Source organism: Aeromonas sp. R7-5 (genome assembly GCF_040908015.1).
Taxonomy (GTDB): domain Bacteria; phylum Pseudomonadota; class Gammaproteobacteria; order Enterobacterales; family Aeromonadaceae; genus Aeromonas; species Aeromonas caviae.
Genome location: NZ_JBFOCZ010000028.1, coordinates 150,108 through 167,105, shown reverse-complemented (window position 1 = coordinate 167,105; position 16,998 = coordinate 150,108). Strand labels below are relative to the sequence as shown.

14 protein-coding genes are annotated in these 16,998 nt (G+C 62.4%); 4 read left to right on the top strand and 10 right to left on the bottom strand.

The genetic code is table 11. The features are described 5' to 3' along the window. The first annotated feature begins 55 nt into the window (after nucleotides 1–55). Both AB5Y53_RS12475 and AB5Y53_RS12470 read left to right on the top strand, forming a co-directional pair. Nucleotides 56–460 (top strand): CBS domain-containing protein, encoded by a 405-nt coding sequence (locus tag AB5Y53_RS12475; RefSeq protein ID WP_029314862.1) that lies wholly within the window; start codon nucleotides 56–58, stop codon nucleotides 458–460. Between the two features lie 248 nt (nucleotides 461–708). Beyond that, entirely contained in the window at nucleotides 709–1,473 is a 765-nt protein-coding gene (locus AB5Y53_RS12470; RefSeq protein ID WP_368182187.1) for a substrate-binding periplasmic protein, read from the top strand. Nucleotides 1,474–1,574: 101 nt separating this feature from the next. On the opposite strand, the gene asnC is transcribed toward AB5Y53_RS12470, so the two are convergent. Continuing rightward, nucleotides 1,575–2,036, bottom strand: a complete 462-nt coding sequence (gene asnC, locus AB5Y53_RS12465) for a transcriptional regulator AsnC (protein ID WP_010675986.1) — start codon at nucleotides 2,034–2,036, stop codon at nucleotides 1,575–1,577. Nucleotides 2,037–2,190: 154 nt separating this feature from the next. Here asnC and asnA point away from each other — a divergent pair, with 154 nt between their 5' ends. Beyond that, nucleotides 2,191–3,183: an aspartate--ammonia ligase gene (asnA, locus tag AB5Y53_RS12460; protein ID WP_182956349.1), complete on the top strand. Its 993-nt coding sequence runs from the start codon at nucleotides 2,191–2,193 to the stop codon at nucleotides 3,181–3,183. Between the two features lie 228 nt (nucleotides 3,184–3,411). Here asnA and AB5Y53_RS12455 read toward each other — a convergent pair whose 3' ends face one another. The 4 genes from AB5Y53_RS12455 to rluD form a co-directional block, all read right to left on the bottom strand. Then, entirely contained in the window at nucleotides 3,412–4,236 is an 825-nt protein-coding gene (locus AB5Y53_RS12455) for an MBL fold metallo-hydrolase (protein ID WP_368182185.1), read from the bottom strand. A 60-nt stretch (nucleotides 4,237–4,296) separates the two neighbouring features. Further along, nucleotides 4,297–6,870, bottom strand: a complete 2,574-nt coding sequence (gene clpB / locus AB5Y53_RS12450) for an ATP-dependent chaperone ClpB (RefSeq protein WP_039039623.1) — start codon at nucleotides 6,868–6,870, stop codon at nucleotides 4,297–4,299. A 250-nt stretch (nucleotides 6,871–7,120) separates the two neighbouring features. Then, on the bottom strand, nucleotides 7,121–7,858 hold the full coding sequence (pgeF, locus tag AB5Y53_RS12445; protein WP_368182184.1) for a peptidoglycan editing factor PgeF: 738 nt from the start codon (nucleotides 7,856–7,858) through the stop codon (nucleotides 7,121–7,123). 119 nt (nucleotides 7,859–7,977) lie between these two features. Next, nucleotides 7,978–8,958 carry a 23S rRNA pseudouridine(1911/1915/1917) synthase RluD gene (rluD, locus tag AB5Y53_RS12440; RefSeq protein WP_368182182.1) on the bottom strand — a complete coding sequence of 327 codons (981 nt, stop codon included), beginning with the start codon at nucleotides 8,956–8,958 and terminating at the stop codon, nucleotides 7,978–7,980. Nucleotides 8,959–9,074: 116 nt separating this feature from the next. On the opposite strand from rluD, the gene AB5Y53_RS12435 reads away from it, so the two are divergent. After that, a complete protein-coding gene (locus tag AB5Y53_RS12435; RefSeq protein ID WP_039039695.1) occupies nucleotides 9,075–9,830 on the top strand; it encodes an outer membrane protein assembly factor BamD in 756 nt (251 codons plus the stop codon). 72 nt (nucleotides 9,831–9,902) lie between these two features. Here AB5Y53_RS12435 and AB5Y53_RS12430 read toward each other — a convergent pair whose 3' ends face one another. The 5 genes from AB5Y53_RS12430 to yqhD form a co-directional block, all read right to left on the bottom strand. Then, entirely contained in the window at nucleotides 9,903–11,210 is a 1,308-nt protein-coding gene (locus tag AB5Y53_RS12430) for a serine dehydratase subunit alpha family protein (RefSeq protein ID WP_041215805.1), read from the bottom strand. Nucleotides 11,211–11,236: 26 nt separating this feature from the next. Further along, nucleotides 11,237–11,908, bottom strand: coding sequence for a transcriptional regulator (locus AB5Y53_RS12425; RefSeq protein ID WP_124245163.1), 672 nt, complete (start codon nucleotides 11,906–11,908; stop codon nucleotides 11,237–11,239). Between the two features lie 327 nt (nucleotides 11,909–12,235). Continuing rightward, nucleotides 12,236–13,720 (bottom strand): Re/Si-specific NAD(P)(+) transhydrogenase subunit beta, encoded by a 1,485-nt coding sequence (gene pntB, locus AB5Y53_RS12420; RefSeq protein WP_010675995.1) that lies wholly within the window; start codon nucleotides 13,718–13,720, stop codon nucleotides 12,236–12,238. 11 nt (nucleotides 13,721–13,731) lie between these two features. Next, on the bottom strand, nucleotides 13,732–15,258 hold the full coding sequence (locus AB5Y53_RS12415; protein ID WP_010675996.1) for a Re/Si-specific NAD(P)(+) transhydrogenase subunit alpha: 1,527 nt from the start codon (nucleotides 15,256–15,258) through the stop codon (nucleotides 13,732–13,734). Nucleotides 15,259–15,765: 507 nt separating this feature from the next. Further along, nucleotides 15,766–16,926, bottom strand: a complete 1,161-nt coding sequence (yqhD, locus tag AB5Y53_RS12410) for an alcohol dehydrogenase (RefSeq protein ID WP_025202522.1) — start codon at nucleotides 16,924–16,926, stop codon at nucleotides 15,766–15,768. Nucleotides 16,927–16,998: the final 72 nt, after the last annotated feature.

Here is a 16,998-nt window from a genome sequence, read left to right as displayed (position 1 = left end):
CCCTGTCACGGCCACCGGGCATAGTGGCCCCATCGACCCCCATGGAGCCACCATCATGCTACAAATTCGCGATCATATGCAGCCATTGACCCACTCACTGCACCCCGGCCTCGGTCTGGCCGAGGCGCTGGACAGACTCCATCGGGCAAACCTGGGGGGCCTGCCGGTACTGGATGACCATCAGCACCTCGTCGGATTTCTCTCCGAGCAGGATTGCATTCCCGCCCTGCTCACGGGCAGCTATCACTGCGACACCCGTACTCTGGTCGAAGATCTGATGAGCCGGACCCCGCTGTTCGTCTCTCCTGATGACAACATCGTGGATCTCGCCCGCCAGATGGCCGGGGCCAGACCCAAGGTCTATCCAGTGATGGAGGGAGGCAAGGTGACGGGCATCATCAGCCGTCGTCAGGTGATGCAGGCCCTCAACACCCAGATGAAACAGTGTCAGGCAACCTGAGGCAGGCCACCTCGCACACGTTTCATGCCGACCACCCTCCCGCCCACAGCCGGCGAGTGGCTGGTCCATCCCGCCCGACTCTGCCACGGGGCGGCCTGTCGAGGCAGCCCGCCCTCCTCCCACCTGCACCGTTCGTTTGTCCCCTCCCCATTTCAGGGTTTGCCATCCGTGGTCGTCTCTAGTTAGATAGGTGCCGGTCACAGTCCCTGCCGGATGCGACCCCGTCCCGAGTGCTCAGGAGATGTAACGTGCGACGCTTGCTCGTATTCTGCTTGCTGCTGCCCTGCTGGCTGTCAGCCAGGGAGCTGGTCATTGGTGGCATCCTGGAGCCCCCTCTCAAGTGGCTGGATGCACAGGGACACCCTCGCGGGTTGGATGTGGATCTCGTCACCGCCATCTTCGGCACGCTCCATACCCCCATCAGGATTGAGCTCATCGATTCGGGAGCCAGGCTCACCCGCAATGCCGAAAGCGGCTTCTATGACCTGCTGCTGACCCACTCCTACAAACCGGAGCGGGAAGCCTATCTGCTCTACCCCAAACAGGCCCATATGCTCCATAGCTGGCACTTCTTCATACGCAAGGAGTCCGCAGGCCGGATCCATTATGACCATCTGACGGATCTCAAACCCTGGCGTATCGGTGTCACCCGGGATTTCTCCTATACCTCCGAGCTCGCGGCGGCCATGACAGACCCGAGCTATCACTTCCAGGAGATCCCCATCAACCAGCTGCAACTGCGCAAACTCATCGCCGGTCGCATCGACGTGGTACCCATGTCCCTGGTCACCGCCTTCACCCAGATAAGAGAGGAGGGACTGGAAGGCAAGCTCGACTACCTGCCAAAACCCCTCAAGACCAGCCCCTACTTCAATGTCTGGACCCGTTCCCGGGCCGATGCCGACACCCCGGCCCTGATGGCCGCCTATGATGCCGAACTGCTGCACATGAAGCGGGACGGCCGGCTCAAGGCCCTCTACGACAAATACGGCATCCCCTATATCGAACCCTGATCCACCGTTCAGGGTGTCATCTCCCGCAGGGTCGAATTCTGCTGCGCGAACAGGGGCTATCACGGGAGAGGGATCTCTACGCCCCCCTCAGACCACCCGACTCAAGGCTTCACATCCCGCAGGATCGGGTTTTGCAGCGAAATCAGCGTCTCGGTGGACTGGATCTCGTCGATGGTCTGGATCTTGTGGATCAGTACCGTCTGCAACTCGTCGATGGAGCGGGTCATCACCTTCATGAAGATGCTGTAGTGGCCGGTGGTGTAGTAGGCCTCCACCACCTCGTCCAGCGCCTGCAGTTTGGCCAGGGCCGACGGGTAATCCTTGGCGCTCTTGAGGTTGATCCCGATGAAGCAGCAGACGTCGTAGCCCAGCTTCTTGGGGTTCACCTGCACCCGCGTTCCCTCGATGATGCCCGCCTGCTTCATCTTCTCAACCCGCACGTGGATGGTGCCCGGGCTCACCAGCAGTTGTTTGGCCAGCTCGGCGTAAGGCAGGCGCGCATTCTCCATCAGGGCGGTGAGGATGGCCTGATCGAGATTATCGATCCGATAATTTTCTGACACTTTTTTGCTCTCCTTTTAATGATTCATCATTAATTGATGGCTTATTTTGAAGAAAAAAACACACAAAGCCTATTTCAATTATCGAATATTGAATTTAGTTGGCATTCTGTTGAAGAATCACCGCATTCAACGGATTCACGACAGGTAATTCAGCATGAAACAGCACTACATCCGCAGCCAACAGCAGATCAGCTTCGTCAAAGAGATGTTCTCCCGCCAACTCGCACTGCAACTCGGCCTGATGGAGGTACAAGCCCCCATTCTGAGCCGGGTCGGTGACGGCACCCAGGACAACCTCTCCGGCTGCGAGCATGCAGTGCAGGTCAAGGTGAAAACCCTGCCGGAGCACAGCTATGAAGTGGTCCACTCCCTGGCCAAGTGGAAGCGCCAGACTCTGGGTCGCTTCGGTTTCGGCCCGGGTGAAGGCATCTACACCCACATGAAGGCACTGCGTCCGGACGAGGAACGTCTCAGCCCCATTCACTCCGTCTACGTCGACCAGTGGGACTGGGAGAAGGTGATGCCGGGCGAGCGCCGGGATCTGGCCTATCTGCAGGAGACGGTGCGCGGCATCTGGGCCGCCATCAAGGCCACCGAGCGCGCGGTCTGTGCCGAGCACGACCTGACCCCCTTCCTGCCGGCGGATATTCAGTTCCTGCACAGTGAAGAGCTGCTGACCCGCTACCCGGACCTCGATGCCAAGGGACGCGAGCGCGCCATCGCCAAAGAGCTGGGGGCGGTCTTCCTCATCGGCATCGGTGGCGCCCTCTCCCACGGCGAACGCCACGACGTCCGTGCCCCGGACTACGACGACTGGAGCAGCGAGAGTGAGCTGGGGCTGGCGGGTCTGAACGGTGACATCCTGGTGTGGAACCCGGTGCTGGAAGACAGCTTCGAGATCTCCTCCATGGGGATCCGGGTGGACGCAGAGGCCCTGCGCCGCCAGCTCGCCATTACTGGCGATGAGGATCGCCTGCAGTACGACTGGCACCAGGATCTGCTGGCAGCACGCATGCCGCAAACCATCGGCGGCGGCATCGGCCAATCCCGTCTGGCCATGCTGCTGCTGCAAAAAGAGCACATCGGTCAGGTCCAGGTCGGCGTCTGGCCATCTGAAATGAAGGCTGCCATCCCAGGCATGCTGTAACGAATTGATTTGATTGCATCTGTCCTCCTATCGCGGCAACACGGCGCGGGACAGACGCGATAGCGAAGCTGGTCAGCCGGGGTGGAGAGCGTATCCCGACTGACTGTAAGGCGGGCATGGTCGCTGACTGTGCCTGCCTACCCTGGGGCTTGCCCCTGCGATCCGCTCAACCCACGTCAGATCGCATCGAATACATTCCTCCCGGCAATCTTCGGATTGCCGTTTTTTTTACGCCGAAAAACTGTGCTCAAAACCCGCCACGATCTGGTGCTGGCGCGGCAGTCCCGCCTTTCTGCTGCCGGTGCAGTGGCAGGCAAACAACCGCTCCACCGCCTCTTCCTGCAGATAGGCTCCGAGCGTCACCGCCCGCTCTGGGCCGGAAAACTTCAGGTGCAGGCCGCCGATGACGGCGTGGATCCGCTCGTCGCCACACACCTCCTTGGCCCACTCGATGATGTTCTCGGCCCCGGCGTGACCGCAGCCGATAAAGACGATGAGCCCCTGCTCGCTCTTGTAGGCCAGCGCCGAGTCGTCGCTGATGAGGTCTTTCTCCACCCGCCCGCCCCGCACTATGTAGCCGAGCAGCGAAGGCGCAGCCCGGTCGCGCCGCACAATGCTGCCGAGGAACACCAGACGATCCGAGAGCCACACCGGCTCGGACGAGCAGTGGGGAAGCAAGCCTCTGGCCGACAGCGACTCCCGAGCCAGCGCCCCCGACAGGCGATAGAGGTTGCGCCGCCAGAAGGGCAGCGACAGGAAGTATCCCCGCTCGCAGAACACGTCTGGACAGGCTATGAGCGGGATGGGTCTTGGATAGGCGGGCAGCGAGCCGACCCCGCCCACATGGTCGTAATGACCGTGAGAGAGCACCACATGGGTGAGAGAGGCGAGATCGATCCCCATCACGGCGGCGTTGTGGCACAGCGCCCGGCCACGGCCGCTGTCGAACAGCACCCTGAGGCCGTCACACTCCAGCAGCAGCGCCAACCCTCGCTCGGGCAGACAGCCAGGCAGATGAACGTCGTCATCCACCAGCACGGAAAACTTCAGCATCTCAATCCCTCAGAAAACAAAACGCAGGCACGAGGCCTGCGTTTTTCATCGACAATCCCATTACTGGGTCATGGTGAGGCCGTTGCTGTCGGCCCCCAGCCGCAGTGTCTTGCCCGGGATGACCCGACCGCTGAGCAGGGCCTGGGCCAGCGGGTTCTCCACCTTCTGCTGGATCGCCCGCTTGAGGGGACGCGCCCCGTAGACGGGATCGAACCCGGCATGAACCAGCTTGGTCAGCAGCTCCTCGCTCACCTCCACCTCGAAGCCCTGGGACTCCAGACGGCTCATCAGGCTCTTGAGCTGGATGCGGGCGATGGACTTGATGTGCTCCTCACCGAGGGGGTGGAACACCACGGTCTCGTCGATCCGGTTGATGAATTCCGGCCGGAAACTGCGGGTAAGCACCTCCATCAGCATGGCCTTCATCTCGTCGTAATCCTTCTCGGAGTGGTGCTCCTGGATGAGATCAGACCCGAGGTTGGAGGTCATGATCACTACGGTGTTGCGGAAGTCCACGGTACGCCCCTGACCGTCGGTCAGGCGGCCATCGTCCAGCACCTGCAGCAGGATGTTGAAGACATCGGGATGCGCCTTCTCCACCTCGTCCAGCAGGATCACCGAGTAGGGGCGACGGCGCACCGCCTCGGTGAGATACCCCCCTTCCTCGTAACCCACGTATCCCGGAGGCGCCCCCACCAGACGGGCCACGCTGTGTTTCTCCATGAACTCGGACATGTCGATCCGCACCATGGCGTCCTGGGTATCGAACAGGAACTCCGCCAGCGCCTTGCACAGCTCGGTCTTGCCCACCCCGGTGGGGCCGAGGAAGAGGAAGGAGCCGATGGGGCGGTTCGGGTCGGACAGCCCGGCACGAGAGCGGCGAATGGCGTTGGAGACGGCGTCCACCGCCTCTTCCTGGCCGATCACCCGACTGTGCAGCTGATCCTCCATCCGCAGCAACTTCTCCCGTTCCCCTTCCAGCATGCGGGCCACCGGAATGCCGGTCCAGCGGGCCAGGACGTCGGCGATCTCCACGTCGGTGACCCGGTTGCGCAGCAGGCTGGTCTCCTGCATCTCGGCCTGGGTGGCGAGATCCAGCTGTTTCTCCAGTTCAGGGATGCGGCCGTACTGCAGCTCGGACATGCGGCCCAAGTCCCCTGCGCGGCGCGCCACCTCGAGATCCTGACGGGCCTGCTCCAGCGCCGCCTTGATGTGCTGAGTCCCGGCGAGGGCAGCCTTCTCGGCCTTCCACACCTCTTCCAGCTCGTTGTATTCCCGCTCTTTTTCCGTCAGCTCCTGATTGAGCAGATCGAGGCGCTTGCGGCTGGCGTCATCGTCCTCCTTCATCAGCGCCTGCTGCTCCAGCTTGAGCTGGATGATGCGCCGCTCGAGCCGGTCCAGGGATTCCGGCTTGGAGTCGATCTGGAGCCGGATGCTGGCCGCCGCCTCGTCGATAAGGTCGATGGCCTTGTCAGGCAGCTGGCGATCCGCGATGTAGCGGTGGGAGAGCTGGGCCGCCGCGACGATGGCGGGGTCGGTGATCTGCACATGGTGGTGCAGCTCGTAGCGCTCCTTCAGGCCACGCAGGATGGCGATGGTGTCCTCCACCGAGGGCTCCTCCACCAGCACCTTCTGGAAACGGCGCTCCAGCGCGGCATCCTTCTCCACGTACTGCCTGTACTCATCGAGGGTGGTGGCCCCGACGCAGTGCAATTCGCCGCGGGCCAGGGCGGGCTTGAGCATGTTGCCCGCATCCATGGCACCCTCGCCCTTGCCGGCACCGACCATGGTGTGCAGCTCGTCCACGAAGAGGATGACGCTGCCCTCCTCCTTGGCCAGATCGTTCAGTACCGCCTTGAGCCGCTCCTCGAACTCGCCGCGATACTTGGCTCCGGCCACCAGGGCCCCCATGTCCAGGGAGAGCACCCGCTTGTTCTTGAGCCCTTCCGGCACTTCGCCATTGATGATGCGCTGGGCCAACCCCTCGACGATGGCGGTCTTGCCGACGCCAGGGGCACCGATCAGCACCGGGTTGTTCTTGGTGCGGCGTTGCAGCACCTGGATGGTGCGGCGAATTTCGTCATCCCGGCCGATCACCGGGTCGAGCTTGCCGAGTTCGGCCCGCTCGGTGAGATCGATGGTGTACTTCTCCAGTGCCTGGCGATTCTCCTCGGCGTTGGCATCCTCCACCTTCTTGCCGCCACGGACCTTGTCGATGGCTGCCTCGAGTTTTTCCTTGGTCAGCCCCTGGGCACGCAGCAGCTCGCCCAGCGTCCCCTTCTCGTCCAGGGCCGCCAGCACGAACAGCTCGGACGAGATGAACTGATCCTTGCGCTGCTGGGCCAGCTTGTCGCAGACGTTGAGCAGGCGGCCGAGGCCGTTGGAGAGCTGTACATCCCCTTCCACCCCGCTGACGCGGGGCAGGCGATCCAGCTCCTCGCCGAGGCGCGAGCGCAGGGTATTGATGTCGAGCCCGGTCAAGGTGAGCAGCGGACGAATGGATCCGCCGTCCTGATTGAGCAAGGCGCTCATCAGATGGACGGGTTCGATGAATTGGTGGTCACGACCCAGTGCAAGAGACTGGGCATCGGAAATGGCAATCTGGAATTTGCTGGTCAGGCGATCGAGGCGCATTGCACTCCCCCTTCAAGACAGACGCCGCATGCGCGGCAACAACATCGCTTTCTGACAAGGAAGATGTGGTCTTGAAGGGCAATTTCAAGGGGTGGCTGTTTATTTTTTCCTCAATAGCGGTGACCGAGGGAAAACGACCTCGCAATGGCAGCCTGCACCCTGAGCCTGCTCGGCAGCAAGACATAGCCACCGGAGGGCCATCACCAGGGAGTGAAGAGGCGCTTGCGGCCACTCGCGAGCGCCTCGTCGACTATTTTTCCAGCCATACAAGGGAGGCCATGCGACCCGTCTGCCCGTCGCGGCGATAGGAGTAGAAGCGCTCGCTGTCGCTGAAAGTGCAGTATTCGCCGCCATAGATGGCGGTGACGCCGGCGCGGGCGAGGCGCAGTCGGGCCAGCTGGTAGATATCCGCCAACCATTTCCCTTCGTTAAGGGATGGCACGAATGCAGTCGCCGCTTCAGCCTGCTCCGCCATGAAGGCCTCGCGCACTTCGCCACCCACTTCGAACGCAGCGGGACCGATGGCCGGGCCCAGCCAGGCCAGGATCTCGCCAGGCGCGCAGCCCATGGCGGCGATGCTTGCCTCCAATACGCCCCCCTGCAGTCCGCGCCAACCGGCATGGGCCGCCGCCACTACGGTGCCTGCCCGATCGCAGAACAGCACCGGCAGGCAGTCGGCGGTCATCACGATGCAGGCCTGCCCCGCCTCATGAGCACAGGCGGCATCGGCATCCGGTGCGCGCTCATAACGGTCGCTCACCGGATGGACGGCGATACCATGTACCTGGTTGAGCCAGTTGAGAGTGCCGGGGATCCCCGCCACCTGCTGCAGCCGGGCGCGGTTGGCCTCGACCCTGGCCGGTTCATCGCCCACATGGGCCCCGAGGTTCAGGCCGGCAAAGACCCCTTCGCTGATACCGCCGTCACGGGTGGTCGAGAGAGCCCTGACATTGCCCGGTGCGGGCCAGTCGGGTGCGATCCAGTTCATCTGTGGCTCCTTTCGTTCATATGAAAACGGGGCCCCTTGGCTGCAACCAGTCAAGGGGCCCCGCATCAGATCATGGAGGGCAGGTTACGGCAGGAATCGTCGCAAGGCCGCCCTCGGGATCAGTTCCAGACCAGATCGTCCGGATTGGCCAGGGTATCCGCCCGCAGCACTTCCATCAGCGCCACCATATCCTGCGGCGTGGGGGAGTGCCACTCCATCACTTCACCCGTGATGGGGTGCGCCAGCTTCAGCATGGTGGCGTGCAGCGCCTGACGGTGGAAACCGCGCAGGGCCTCCGTCAGTTCGGGGGTGGCGTTGCGCAGCAGACGCAGACGACCGCCGTAGGCGGGATCCCCCACCAGCGGATGCTTGATGTGGGCCATGTGGACACGGATCTGGTGCGTACGACCGGTCTCCAGCCGCAACCGCAGACGGGTGTGCCCACGGAACTTCTCGTGCACCCGGTAGTGGGTGACGGACTCGCGCCCGTTGGGCACCACGGCCATGTGGGTACGCTGGGTCGGGTGACGACCGATGGGGGCATCGACGGTGCCGCCGGCGGTCATGTGACCGATGGCAATCGCCTCGTACTCACGGGTGATCTGGCGTGCCTGCAGGGCTTCCACCAGGTGGGTCTGGGCGGGAATGGTCTTGGCCACCACCATCAACCCCGTGGTGTCTTTGTCCAGACGGTGCACGATACCGGCGCGGGGGACCTCGGCGATGCCGGGGTAGCGGTGCAGCAGGGCGTTGAGCACGGTGCCGTCCGGCGTACCGGCGCCCGGGTGAACCACCAGGCCGGCCGGCTTGTCGATCACCAGGATGTGTTCATCTTCATAAACGATGTTCAGCTCGATGTTCTGGGCATCCCAGCGGGTGTCGTCTGCCAGTTCCACATTCACATGTACCTGCTGCCCGGCCACCACTTTCTCGCGCGGGGTATTGGCAACCTGACCGTCCAGGGTCACTCTGCCCTGTAAAATCCACTCCTTGATGCGGGTCCGGGAGTAGTCGGGAAACAATTCGGCCAGGGCCTGGTCGAGTCGTTGCCCGAATTGGTGATCCTGAAATTCGCCTGTCAGTTCAATATGCTGGCTCATGTATGGTCTCTTGAGCGGGGGTATCAATTCGAAATAATCCGGGTATTCTAGCTTTTCTTTTAGCCAAGCATAACGGATACTTTGCCAATTTCGTGGAAATGGACCGGATGTTGTTGATGGGAAAGAAGTCTCACCTGCTGATGTCGCTCGCCTTGGTCGCTACTCTGATCACTGGCTGTTCCAGCACCAAACCCAAGGTTCCCGACGAACCGCCGGAAGTTCTGTACCAGAAAGCCCGCATCAAACTGGATACCGGCAACTACCTCAATGCCATCGAACTGCTGGAAGCGCTGGACTCTCGTTACCCGTTCGGTGCCTACTCCAACCAGGTTCAGCTCGATCTGATCTATGCCTACTACAAGCAGGATGATACCGCCCAGGCGATCGCCAACATCGACCGTTTTATCCGCCTGAACCCGGCGCACAAGAACATCGATTACGTCTTCTATATGCGCGGCCTGACCAACATGGCGGCGGATTACAACTTCTTCCAGGATTTCCTCGGCATCAATCGGGATGACAAGGACCCCTCCTACGCCCGTCAGGCCTTCCAGGACTTCAAGACCCTGCTGCAGAACTACCCCAACAGCAGCTATGCAGCCGATGCCCGTGCCCGCATGATCGGCCTGAAGAACCGTCTTGCCCGCTATGACCTGGGGGTAGCCGAGTACTACGTCAAGCGTGACGCCCTGATCGCCGCCGCCAACCGCGCCAAGCTGATCGTCGAGACCTATCCCGACACGGTGGAAACCGAGAAGGCACTGGAAATCATGGTCAACGCCTATGACACCCTGAAGATGCCGACCCTGGCCCAGCATGCCCGCGAAGTGTTGGCCAAGAACTACCCGGACAACCGTCTCGGTCGCGGCTGAGTCGCGAACGGACAATGAAAAACCGGAGCCACTGGCTCCGGTTTTTTTATGGCCGACGGCGGCACTCCGGGGTCACTGGTGCTTACCCTGCTGCTTGGCCCGCATGATGTTGATGATCTCGATGTCGGTATCCAGCATCCCCTCCCTGGAGAGGCGACCCAGGTTGGCGATGGTCTGGTCCACATCGTCCGAGACGATCCCCTCGCTCTGGGGCACGCGCAGGTTGTTGATGGCCATCAGCGAGGATTTCACCGCCGCCGAGGTGGAGGTGGAGACCTTCATGGAGCAGGCGCTGCCGGCGCCGTCGCAGATGATGCCGGAAACATCCCCAATCATGTTGTTGATGCAGTGGCTGATCTGCTCGAACTGGCCCCCCAGCAGCCAGGTGATGGCGGCCCCCGATCCCATGGCGGCGGTACTGGCGGCACACAGGGCGGAGAGCTTGTTCTGGTAGGCCTTGATGTAGATGGCCACCAGGTGGCTCATCACCAGGGCACGGGCCAGCTGCTCGTCATCGGCCTTGAGGAAGCGGGCGGCGGCGACCACCGGCATGGTGGCGGCAATGCCCTGGTTGCCGGAACCGGAGTTGGACATGGCGGGCAGCATGGCGCCATCCATCCGCGCATCGGAGGCGGCAGACGACAGGCGCATGGCCAGGGTCATCAGATCGTCGGAAAGCAGCTTGCGTTCCACCTGGTCGGTGAGGATCTTGCCGATACGCAGGCCATAGCCCTGCAGCCCTTCGTCCGCCAGCGCCTGGTTCATGGTGGCCGCCTCGCGGATGAAGTCGATCTCGGCCAGCGGCACCTCCAGGGCGAAGGCCACGATCTCCTTCAGGGTCATGGCGGGCTTGTCGGCCTTGGCTGGCTGGATCTGCACTCCGGGGGCGCTGTCCTGCACCATCAACACCTCGCCATCCTTCTCCATCAGCACGATGCGGGTGTGGTCGGTACAGATCACCACCCGGGCGCTGTGCCCCTCCACTTCGGCCAGCACCTCGGCGTAGAGCACGTCGGGCACATCCTTCACATCCACCTCTATGGTGGGCAGCAGCCCCTTGGCCGCCTCGACCTGATCCGGCGTGAGGCTCTTGAGCACCTCCAGCCCGGCATCCGGGTTGCCACCGGTGATGCCGACGGCGGCGGCCACCGGCAGGCCGATCATGCCGGTGCCGGGCACGCCGACCCCCATGCCGTTCTTGAACAGATTGCCGCTGACCCAGACGCGGGTGCGAGTCGGTACCTGCCCCAGCAGCTTGCGGCAGTTGGCCGCCGCCAGGGCGACCGACATGGGCTCGGTGCAGCCGAGGGCTGGCACCACTTCACGCTTGAGCAGGGTAATAAAGTCGGTCCATTGTGCGTTCATTGCGATGTGTCTCATGTTCATGACGCCCGCGTGCGGGCTCGTCATTGTTGTTCGGCCAGTTCCGCCTTGTGATTGCGGATATGCAGGTAAACGGTATGGCGGGAGATGCCGAGCAGCTCGGCCACCAGTTGGGCGGCATCCTTGATCTCGAAGATGCCCATGTCGTAGAGCCGGTGCACGATCGCCTTGTTGCGCACGCTGCTGCCCAGCCCGGGATCCCTGTCCACCTTGGCGATCACCTGCGCCACCAGATCATCCACCGAGCTGGCGAAGGTCTCGGTGCCGTGGGCAGGGGGCACTGCGGGCGGAGCAAAGGTGTCGAGCAGGCTGCCAAGGGGCGTGTCCAGGCTGAAATTCACGCACAGCATGCCGATGGGTTTGCCCTCGCGGTTGCTGATGGTGATGGACGAGGACTTCATCAGGGAGCCCTCCCGGGTGCGGGAGAAATAACTGCTCCACTGGCTGCCGGCGGCACTGTGCAACTTGTCGAGCGCGAAGTCGGTGACCGGCGCTCCCTCCTGGCGGCCGGTGATGTGGCCGTTGGCAATCTTGATAACGGAGGCGTGCAGGCTGTCAAAGGCGTGCAGCACCACCTCGCAGCCCGGGCCAAACAGGGCGGACAGCGCCGCCACCGCAGGCTCGAAGCTGGCGATCAGATGGCGCTCTTCATCGGTCAGTGTGCTGGCGTCGCGCAAGGGAGCTACCTCGGTCATGGGGTCATCCGGTCAACGTTGGGTAAGGATATTCGAAGCGGACTCAAATAAAATTGAGCAAATCCGCTTTTTGCGCGGGCATTATGCCCGACTGGTGAGACAACACCACAAAATGTGAGCAAAATCACGACTGAAATGACAAAAAGGCCCCATGAGAGGCCTTCAAGGTGGTTTTTTGGTGCTTTTGCTCAACTTTAATTGAGCCAGGGCTCGTCAGTCAGTCCGGACAGGCAGGCACCACCGTCTGTCTGTTCCCTGCCACGGTCATCCACTCTGGTCATAAAAAAAGGGGGCCGAAGCCCCCTTTTTGTCTCATCCGGTCAACGCTTACAGCGCCTTCAGGATGGCCTCGACGCTGGCCTTGGCATCGCCAAACAGCATCTGGGTGTTCTCCTTGAAGAACAGCGGGTTCTGGACACCGGCGTAGCCAGTGTTCATGGAGCGCTTGAAGCCGATGACGTTCTGCGCCTTCCACACTTCCAGCACCGGCATGCCGGCGATGGGGCTGCCCGGATCTTCCATGGCGGCCGGGTTGACGGTGTCGTTGGCACCGATCACCAGCACCACGTCGGTGTCGGCGAAGTCATCGTTGATCTCGTCCATTTCCAGCACGATGTCATAGGGGACTTTCGCTTCCGCCAGCAGCACGTTCATGTGACCAGGCAGACGACCGGCCACCGGGTGGATGCCGAAGCGCACCTTGACGCCGCGATCACGCAGCTTCTGGGTGATCTCGGCCACCGGGTACTGGGCCTGCGCCACCGCCATGCCGTAGCCCGGGGTGATGATGACGGAGCTGGCGTTCTTCAGCATGTCGGCCACGTCTTCGGCGTTGGTCTCGCGGTATTCGCCCAGCTCCTGCTCGGCGGTGGAGGCCACGCCGTCGGAGCCAAAGCCTCCTGCGATCACGGAGATGAAGGAGCGGTTCATCGCCTTGCACATGATGTAGGAGAGGATGGCACCGGAGGAACCCACCAGGGCACCGGTGACGATCAGCAGGTCATTGGAGAGCATGAAGCCCGCCGCCGCTGCCGCCCAACCGGAGTAGGAGTTCAGCATGGAGACCACCACCGGCATGTCCGCACCACCGATGGAGGCGACCAGGTGCCAGCCGAAGGCGAAGGCGATCAGGGTCATCACCAGCAGGGCGAAGGTGGAGCCACCGGCGTTGACGAAGTGGATCATCAGCGCGATGGAGACCACCACGGCCAGCAGGTTCAGCTTGTGGCGGTGCGGCAGCATCAGCGGCTTGGAAGAGATGAGGCCACGCAGCTTGCCGAACGCCACCACGGAACCGGTGAAGGTCACGGCACCGATGAAGACGCCCAGGAACACTTCCACCAGGTGGATGTTCAGCATGGCGCCGGAGAGGTGCTCGACCTGGGCGACGCTTGCCGCCTGCTCGAAAGCCGCCCGGGCGGCTGCCAGGGTCGCATCCAGGTTGGAACCGACGGAGACCACCACTTCAGCGGGGGCGGAGGGGTGCAGATCGATGAAGCTGTTGAAGCCCACCAGCACCGCTGCCATGCCCACGAAGCTGTGCAGCACGGCCACCAGCTCGGGCATCTCGGTCATCTCGACCTTGAGGGCCAGACGCACGCCGATGGCGCCACCGATGGCCATGGCCAGGATGATCCAGTGGACGCCACTGGTTTCCGGGTTGAAGACGGTGGCGAGCAGGGCGATGGCCATCCCCGCGATACCGAACAGGTTGCCATGCTTGGCCGTTTCTTGCTTCGACAGTCCCGCGAGACTGAGGATGAAGAGCACGGCGGCAACGATATAGGATGCTGTTACCAGTCCTTGAGACACGTTAAACCCCCTTAATCCTTACGGAACATCTTCAGCATGCGCTGAGTGACGGTGAAGCCACCGAAGATGTTGATACTGGCAATCAGCACGGCGACAAAGGCCAGCACGGTGACCAGGGTCGACCCTTGTCCAATCTGCAACAGCGCACCGACCACGATGATGCCGGAGATGGCATTGGTGACCGACATCAGCGGCGTGTGCAGGGCGTGAGAGACGTTCCACACCACGTAGTAACCGACCACGCAGGCCAGGATGAAGACGGTGAAGTGGGAGAGGAAGGCGGCAGGCGCCACGGCGGCCACCCAACCGAAGGCGGCGATGCCGAGGGCACCGAACACGAACTTCTTGTTGGAGGGCTTGGCCTCTTCCTTCTTGGCGGCCGGTTTGGCGGCAGCGGGTTTCTGCGGGGCGGCAGAGACGGAGATGGCGGGGGGCGGGAAGGTCACTTCACCGGCCTGGACCACCGTCATGTTGCGCTGTACCACGTCTTCGAAGTCGATGGCGACGTTGCCGTCCTTTTCCTTGCACATCAGCTTCATCAGGTTCACCAGGTTGGTGCCGTAGAGCTGGGAGGATTGGGCAGGCAGGCGGCCCGGCAGATCGGTGTAACCAATCACCTTGACGCCGTTGTCGGTGACATGCAGTTCACCCGGTACCGTGTATTCGCAGTTGCCGCCGGCCTGGGCCGCCATGTCCACGATGACGGAGCCCGGCTTCATGCTGTCCACCATTTCCTTGGTGATGAGCTTGGGTGCCGGCTTGCCCGGGATCAGGGCGGTAGTGATGATGATGTCCACTTCCTTGGCCTGCTGGGCGAACAGCTCCATCTCGGCCTTGATGAACTCTTCGCTCATCACCTTGGCGTAGCCGTCGCTGGAAGCGCCATCTTCGCCGCCGAAGTCCAGCTTGAGGAATTCCCCACCCATGGACTCGATCTGCTCGGCCACTTCCAGACGGGTATCGAAGGCACGCACGATGGCACCGAGGGAACCGGCGGTCCCGATGGCGGCCAGACCGGCCACACCGGCACCGATGACCAGCACCTTGGCGGGCGGTACTTTACCGGCGGCGGTGATCTGGCCGGTGAAGAAGCGACCGAACTGGTGCGCGGCTTCCACGACGGCGCGATAGCCACCGATGTTGGCCATGGAAGAGAGGGCGTCGAGGGACTGGGCACGGGAGATCCGCGGCACCATGTCCATCGCCATCACATTGATGTTGCGCTCGGAAAGCTTCTTGACCAGCTCGGGGTTCTGGGCGGGCCAGATGAAGCTCACCAGGGTGGCACCATCCTTAATTTGTGCGATTTCGGCCTCGGTCGGCGCGTTGACCTTGAAGACAAGGTCGGCTTGCCAGACGTTCGGTACCACGCTGGCACCGGCAGCCTCGAAGGCGGCATCATCGAAGCTGGCTCGCAGGCCGGCACCGGCCTCGATGGCAACCTCGAAGCCGAGCTTTTTCAGCTGCTCGACAGTGGCCGGGGTCGCTGCGACCCGGGTCTCACCGGCGAGACTCTCTCTCGGTATTCCAATCTGCATGACTATTCCCTGATGGTTAATAAACAATCATCGCCAAGTCTCTCATGTCTGAGGGGACAAGGCATGATCAAAGTGCAGGTCACGGGCCCTTTGTTATGAAAATCAGCAGGCTTCACCTCGACCTCCTGTCACGGTCAGGCCCCCGCTTTTCAGGCGCGAGGGTGATTAGTATCAAATTTTGGAGTTTTATTACAACCACGGCCCCGGGCGGGCGGGTACAGAATTCAGCCCATCCCGGACCATGATTAAAAAAAACAAACCAAATTAGGGGCTTATACCAGCAAAAAGCGCTAAAAAAAGTGATCCAACCAGTCAAAAAAAATGTTTAACCCGGCCTCTACCTTAGCGTTTTTTGTTCTTACGAAATCTGCCGTTGGCTCATCTGATGAGATGAAAAGGGAAAAAGTAACCATTTTGCAACGATCAGGGGGCCGCGTCCCCGCCTGCTGGCGGGTTCGGGCCCCCCTGGTGCAACCGGGCCTTGGGCCCGGTTCAGGCGCGCTCTGCTTACCAGGCCGCCTCATAAATATGCCGGCTCTGGGCCAGGTCGATGTCGCCGTGCTCACCCAGGGCGGTCATGCCGTGCTCTTCGAGCTTGGCCAGCAGGGCGTCGATCCGGGCGTCGGCCACGTAATCCCGCAGCCGGGTCTTGATCCCCATCCGCTCGAAGAAATCGCGGGTGGCGGCGATGGCACCGTCGATACGCGCCTCGTCACTGCCGCTGCGCAGATCCCAGACCCGCTCGGCGTATTGCAGCAGCTTGGCGCGCTTCTGCTCGCGCTTGGCCTGCAGCAGGGCGGGCAGCACCACCGCCAGGGTCTGGGCGTGGTCCAGACCGTGCAGGGCGGTGATCTCGTGGCCCAGCATGTGGGTGGCCCAGTCTTGGGGCACGCCGGCTCCGATCAGGCCGTTCAGCGCCAGGGTGGCACTCCACATGATGTTGGCACGCACGTCGTAGTTTTCCGGCTCCACCAGCGCCTTGGGCCCCTCTTCCGCCAGGGTCAGCAGCAGCCCTTCTGCGAAGCGATCCTGCACCTTGGCATCCACCGGGTAGGTGAGGTACTGCTCCAGGGTGTGGATGAAGGCATCCACCACCCCATTGGCCACCTGACGGGCGGGCAGGGTGTAGGTGAGCACGGGGTCGAGCACGGCGAAGCGCGGCATCACGAAGGGCGAGAAGAAGTGCTGCTTGTCCCCTGTGCTCTTGCGGGTGATGACGGCGCCCATGTTCATCTCGGAACCGGTGGCCGGCAGGGTCAGCACGCTGCCCAGAGGAATGGCGGAGGCCACCTCGCCCCCGACGGTCTCGAGGATGTGCCAGGGATCCCTGGCCGGATCGTAGTGAGCGGCCGCGGCGATGAACTTGGAGCCGTCCAGCACGGAGCCGCCACCCACCGCGAGCAGGAAGTCGACCTTCTCGGCGCGGGCCAGTTCGACGGCACCCATCAGGGTCTCGTAGGTGGGGTTGGGCTCGATGCCGCCAAATTCAAAGAGGGTCAGGCCGGCCAGCTCGCTGCGGATCTGGTCCAGCAGGCCGCTGCGCACCACGCTGCCACCGCCGTAGGTGACGAGGATGCGGGCGTCGCTGGGGATCTGGCCGCGCAGCTGGGCCACCTGGCCCTTGCCGAACAGCACCTTGGTGGGGGTGTGCAGGATGAAGTTGTTCATGGGATCTCCCGGGGTGGTCGTAGTCGGTAAGGTATGGGTTGCATTTTTCTCTTATAACCACCTACCATCAAG

Excerpts from the sequence above, each read along its gene's own strand:
- AB5Y53_RS12475 (WP_029314862.1), top strand. The coding sequence starts at position 56 with ATGCTACAAATTCGCGATCATATGCAGCCATTGACCCACTCACTGCAC.
- asnA (WP_182956349.1), top strand. The coding sequence starts at position 2,191 with ATGAAACAGCACTACATCCGCAGCCAACAGCAGATCAGCTTCGTCAAA.
- AB5Y53_RS12455 (WP_368182185.1), bottom strand. The coding sequence starts at position 4,236 with ATGCTGAAGTTTTCCGTGCTGGTGGATGACGACGTTCATCTGCCTGGC.
- clpB (WP_039039623.1), bottom strand. The coding sequence starts at position 6,870 with ATGCGCCTCGATCGCCTGACCAGCAAATTCCAGATTGCCATTTCCGAT.
- pgeF (WP_368182184.1), bottom strand. The coding sequence starts at position 7,858 with ATGAACTGGATCGCACCCGACTGGCCCGCACCGGGCAATGTCAGGGCT.
- rluD (WP_368182182.1), bottom strand. The coding sequence starts at position 8,958 with ATGAGCCAGCATATTGAACTGACAGGCGAATTTCAGGATCACCAATTC.
- AB5Y53_RS12435 (WP_039039695.1), top strand. The coding sequence starts at position 9,075 with ATGGGAAAGAAGTCTCACCTGCTGATGTCGCTCGCCTTGGTCGCTACT.
- AB5Y53_RS12430 (WP_041215805.1), bottom strand. The coding sequence starts at position 11,210 with ATGAGACACATCGCAATGAACGCACAATGGACCGACTTTATTACCCTG.
- AB5Y53_RS12425 (WP_124245163.1), bottom strand. The coding sequence starts at position 11,908 with ATGACCGAGGTAGCTCCCTTGCGCGACGCCAGCACACTGACCGATGAA.
- AB5Y53_RS12415 (WP_010675996.1), bottom strand. The coding sequence starts at position 15,258 with ATGCAGATTGGAATACCGAGAGAGAGTCTCGCCGGTGAGACCCGGGTC.
- yqhD (WP_025202522.1), bottom strand. The coding sequence starts at position 16,926 with ATGAACAACTTCATCCTGCACACCCCCACCAAGGTGCTGTTCGGCAAG.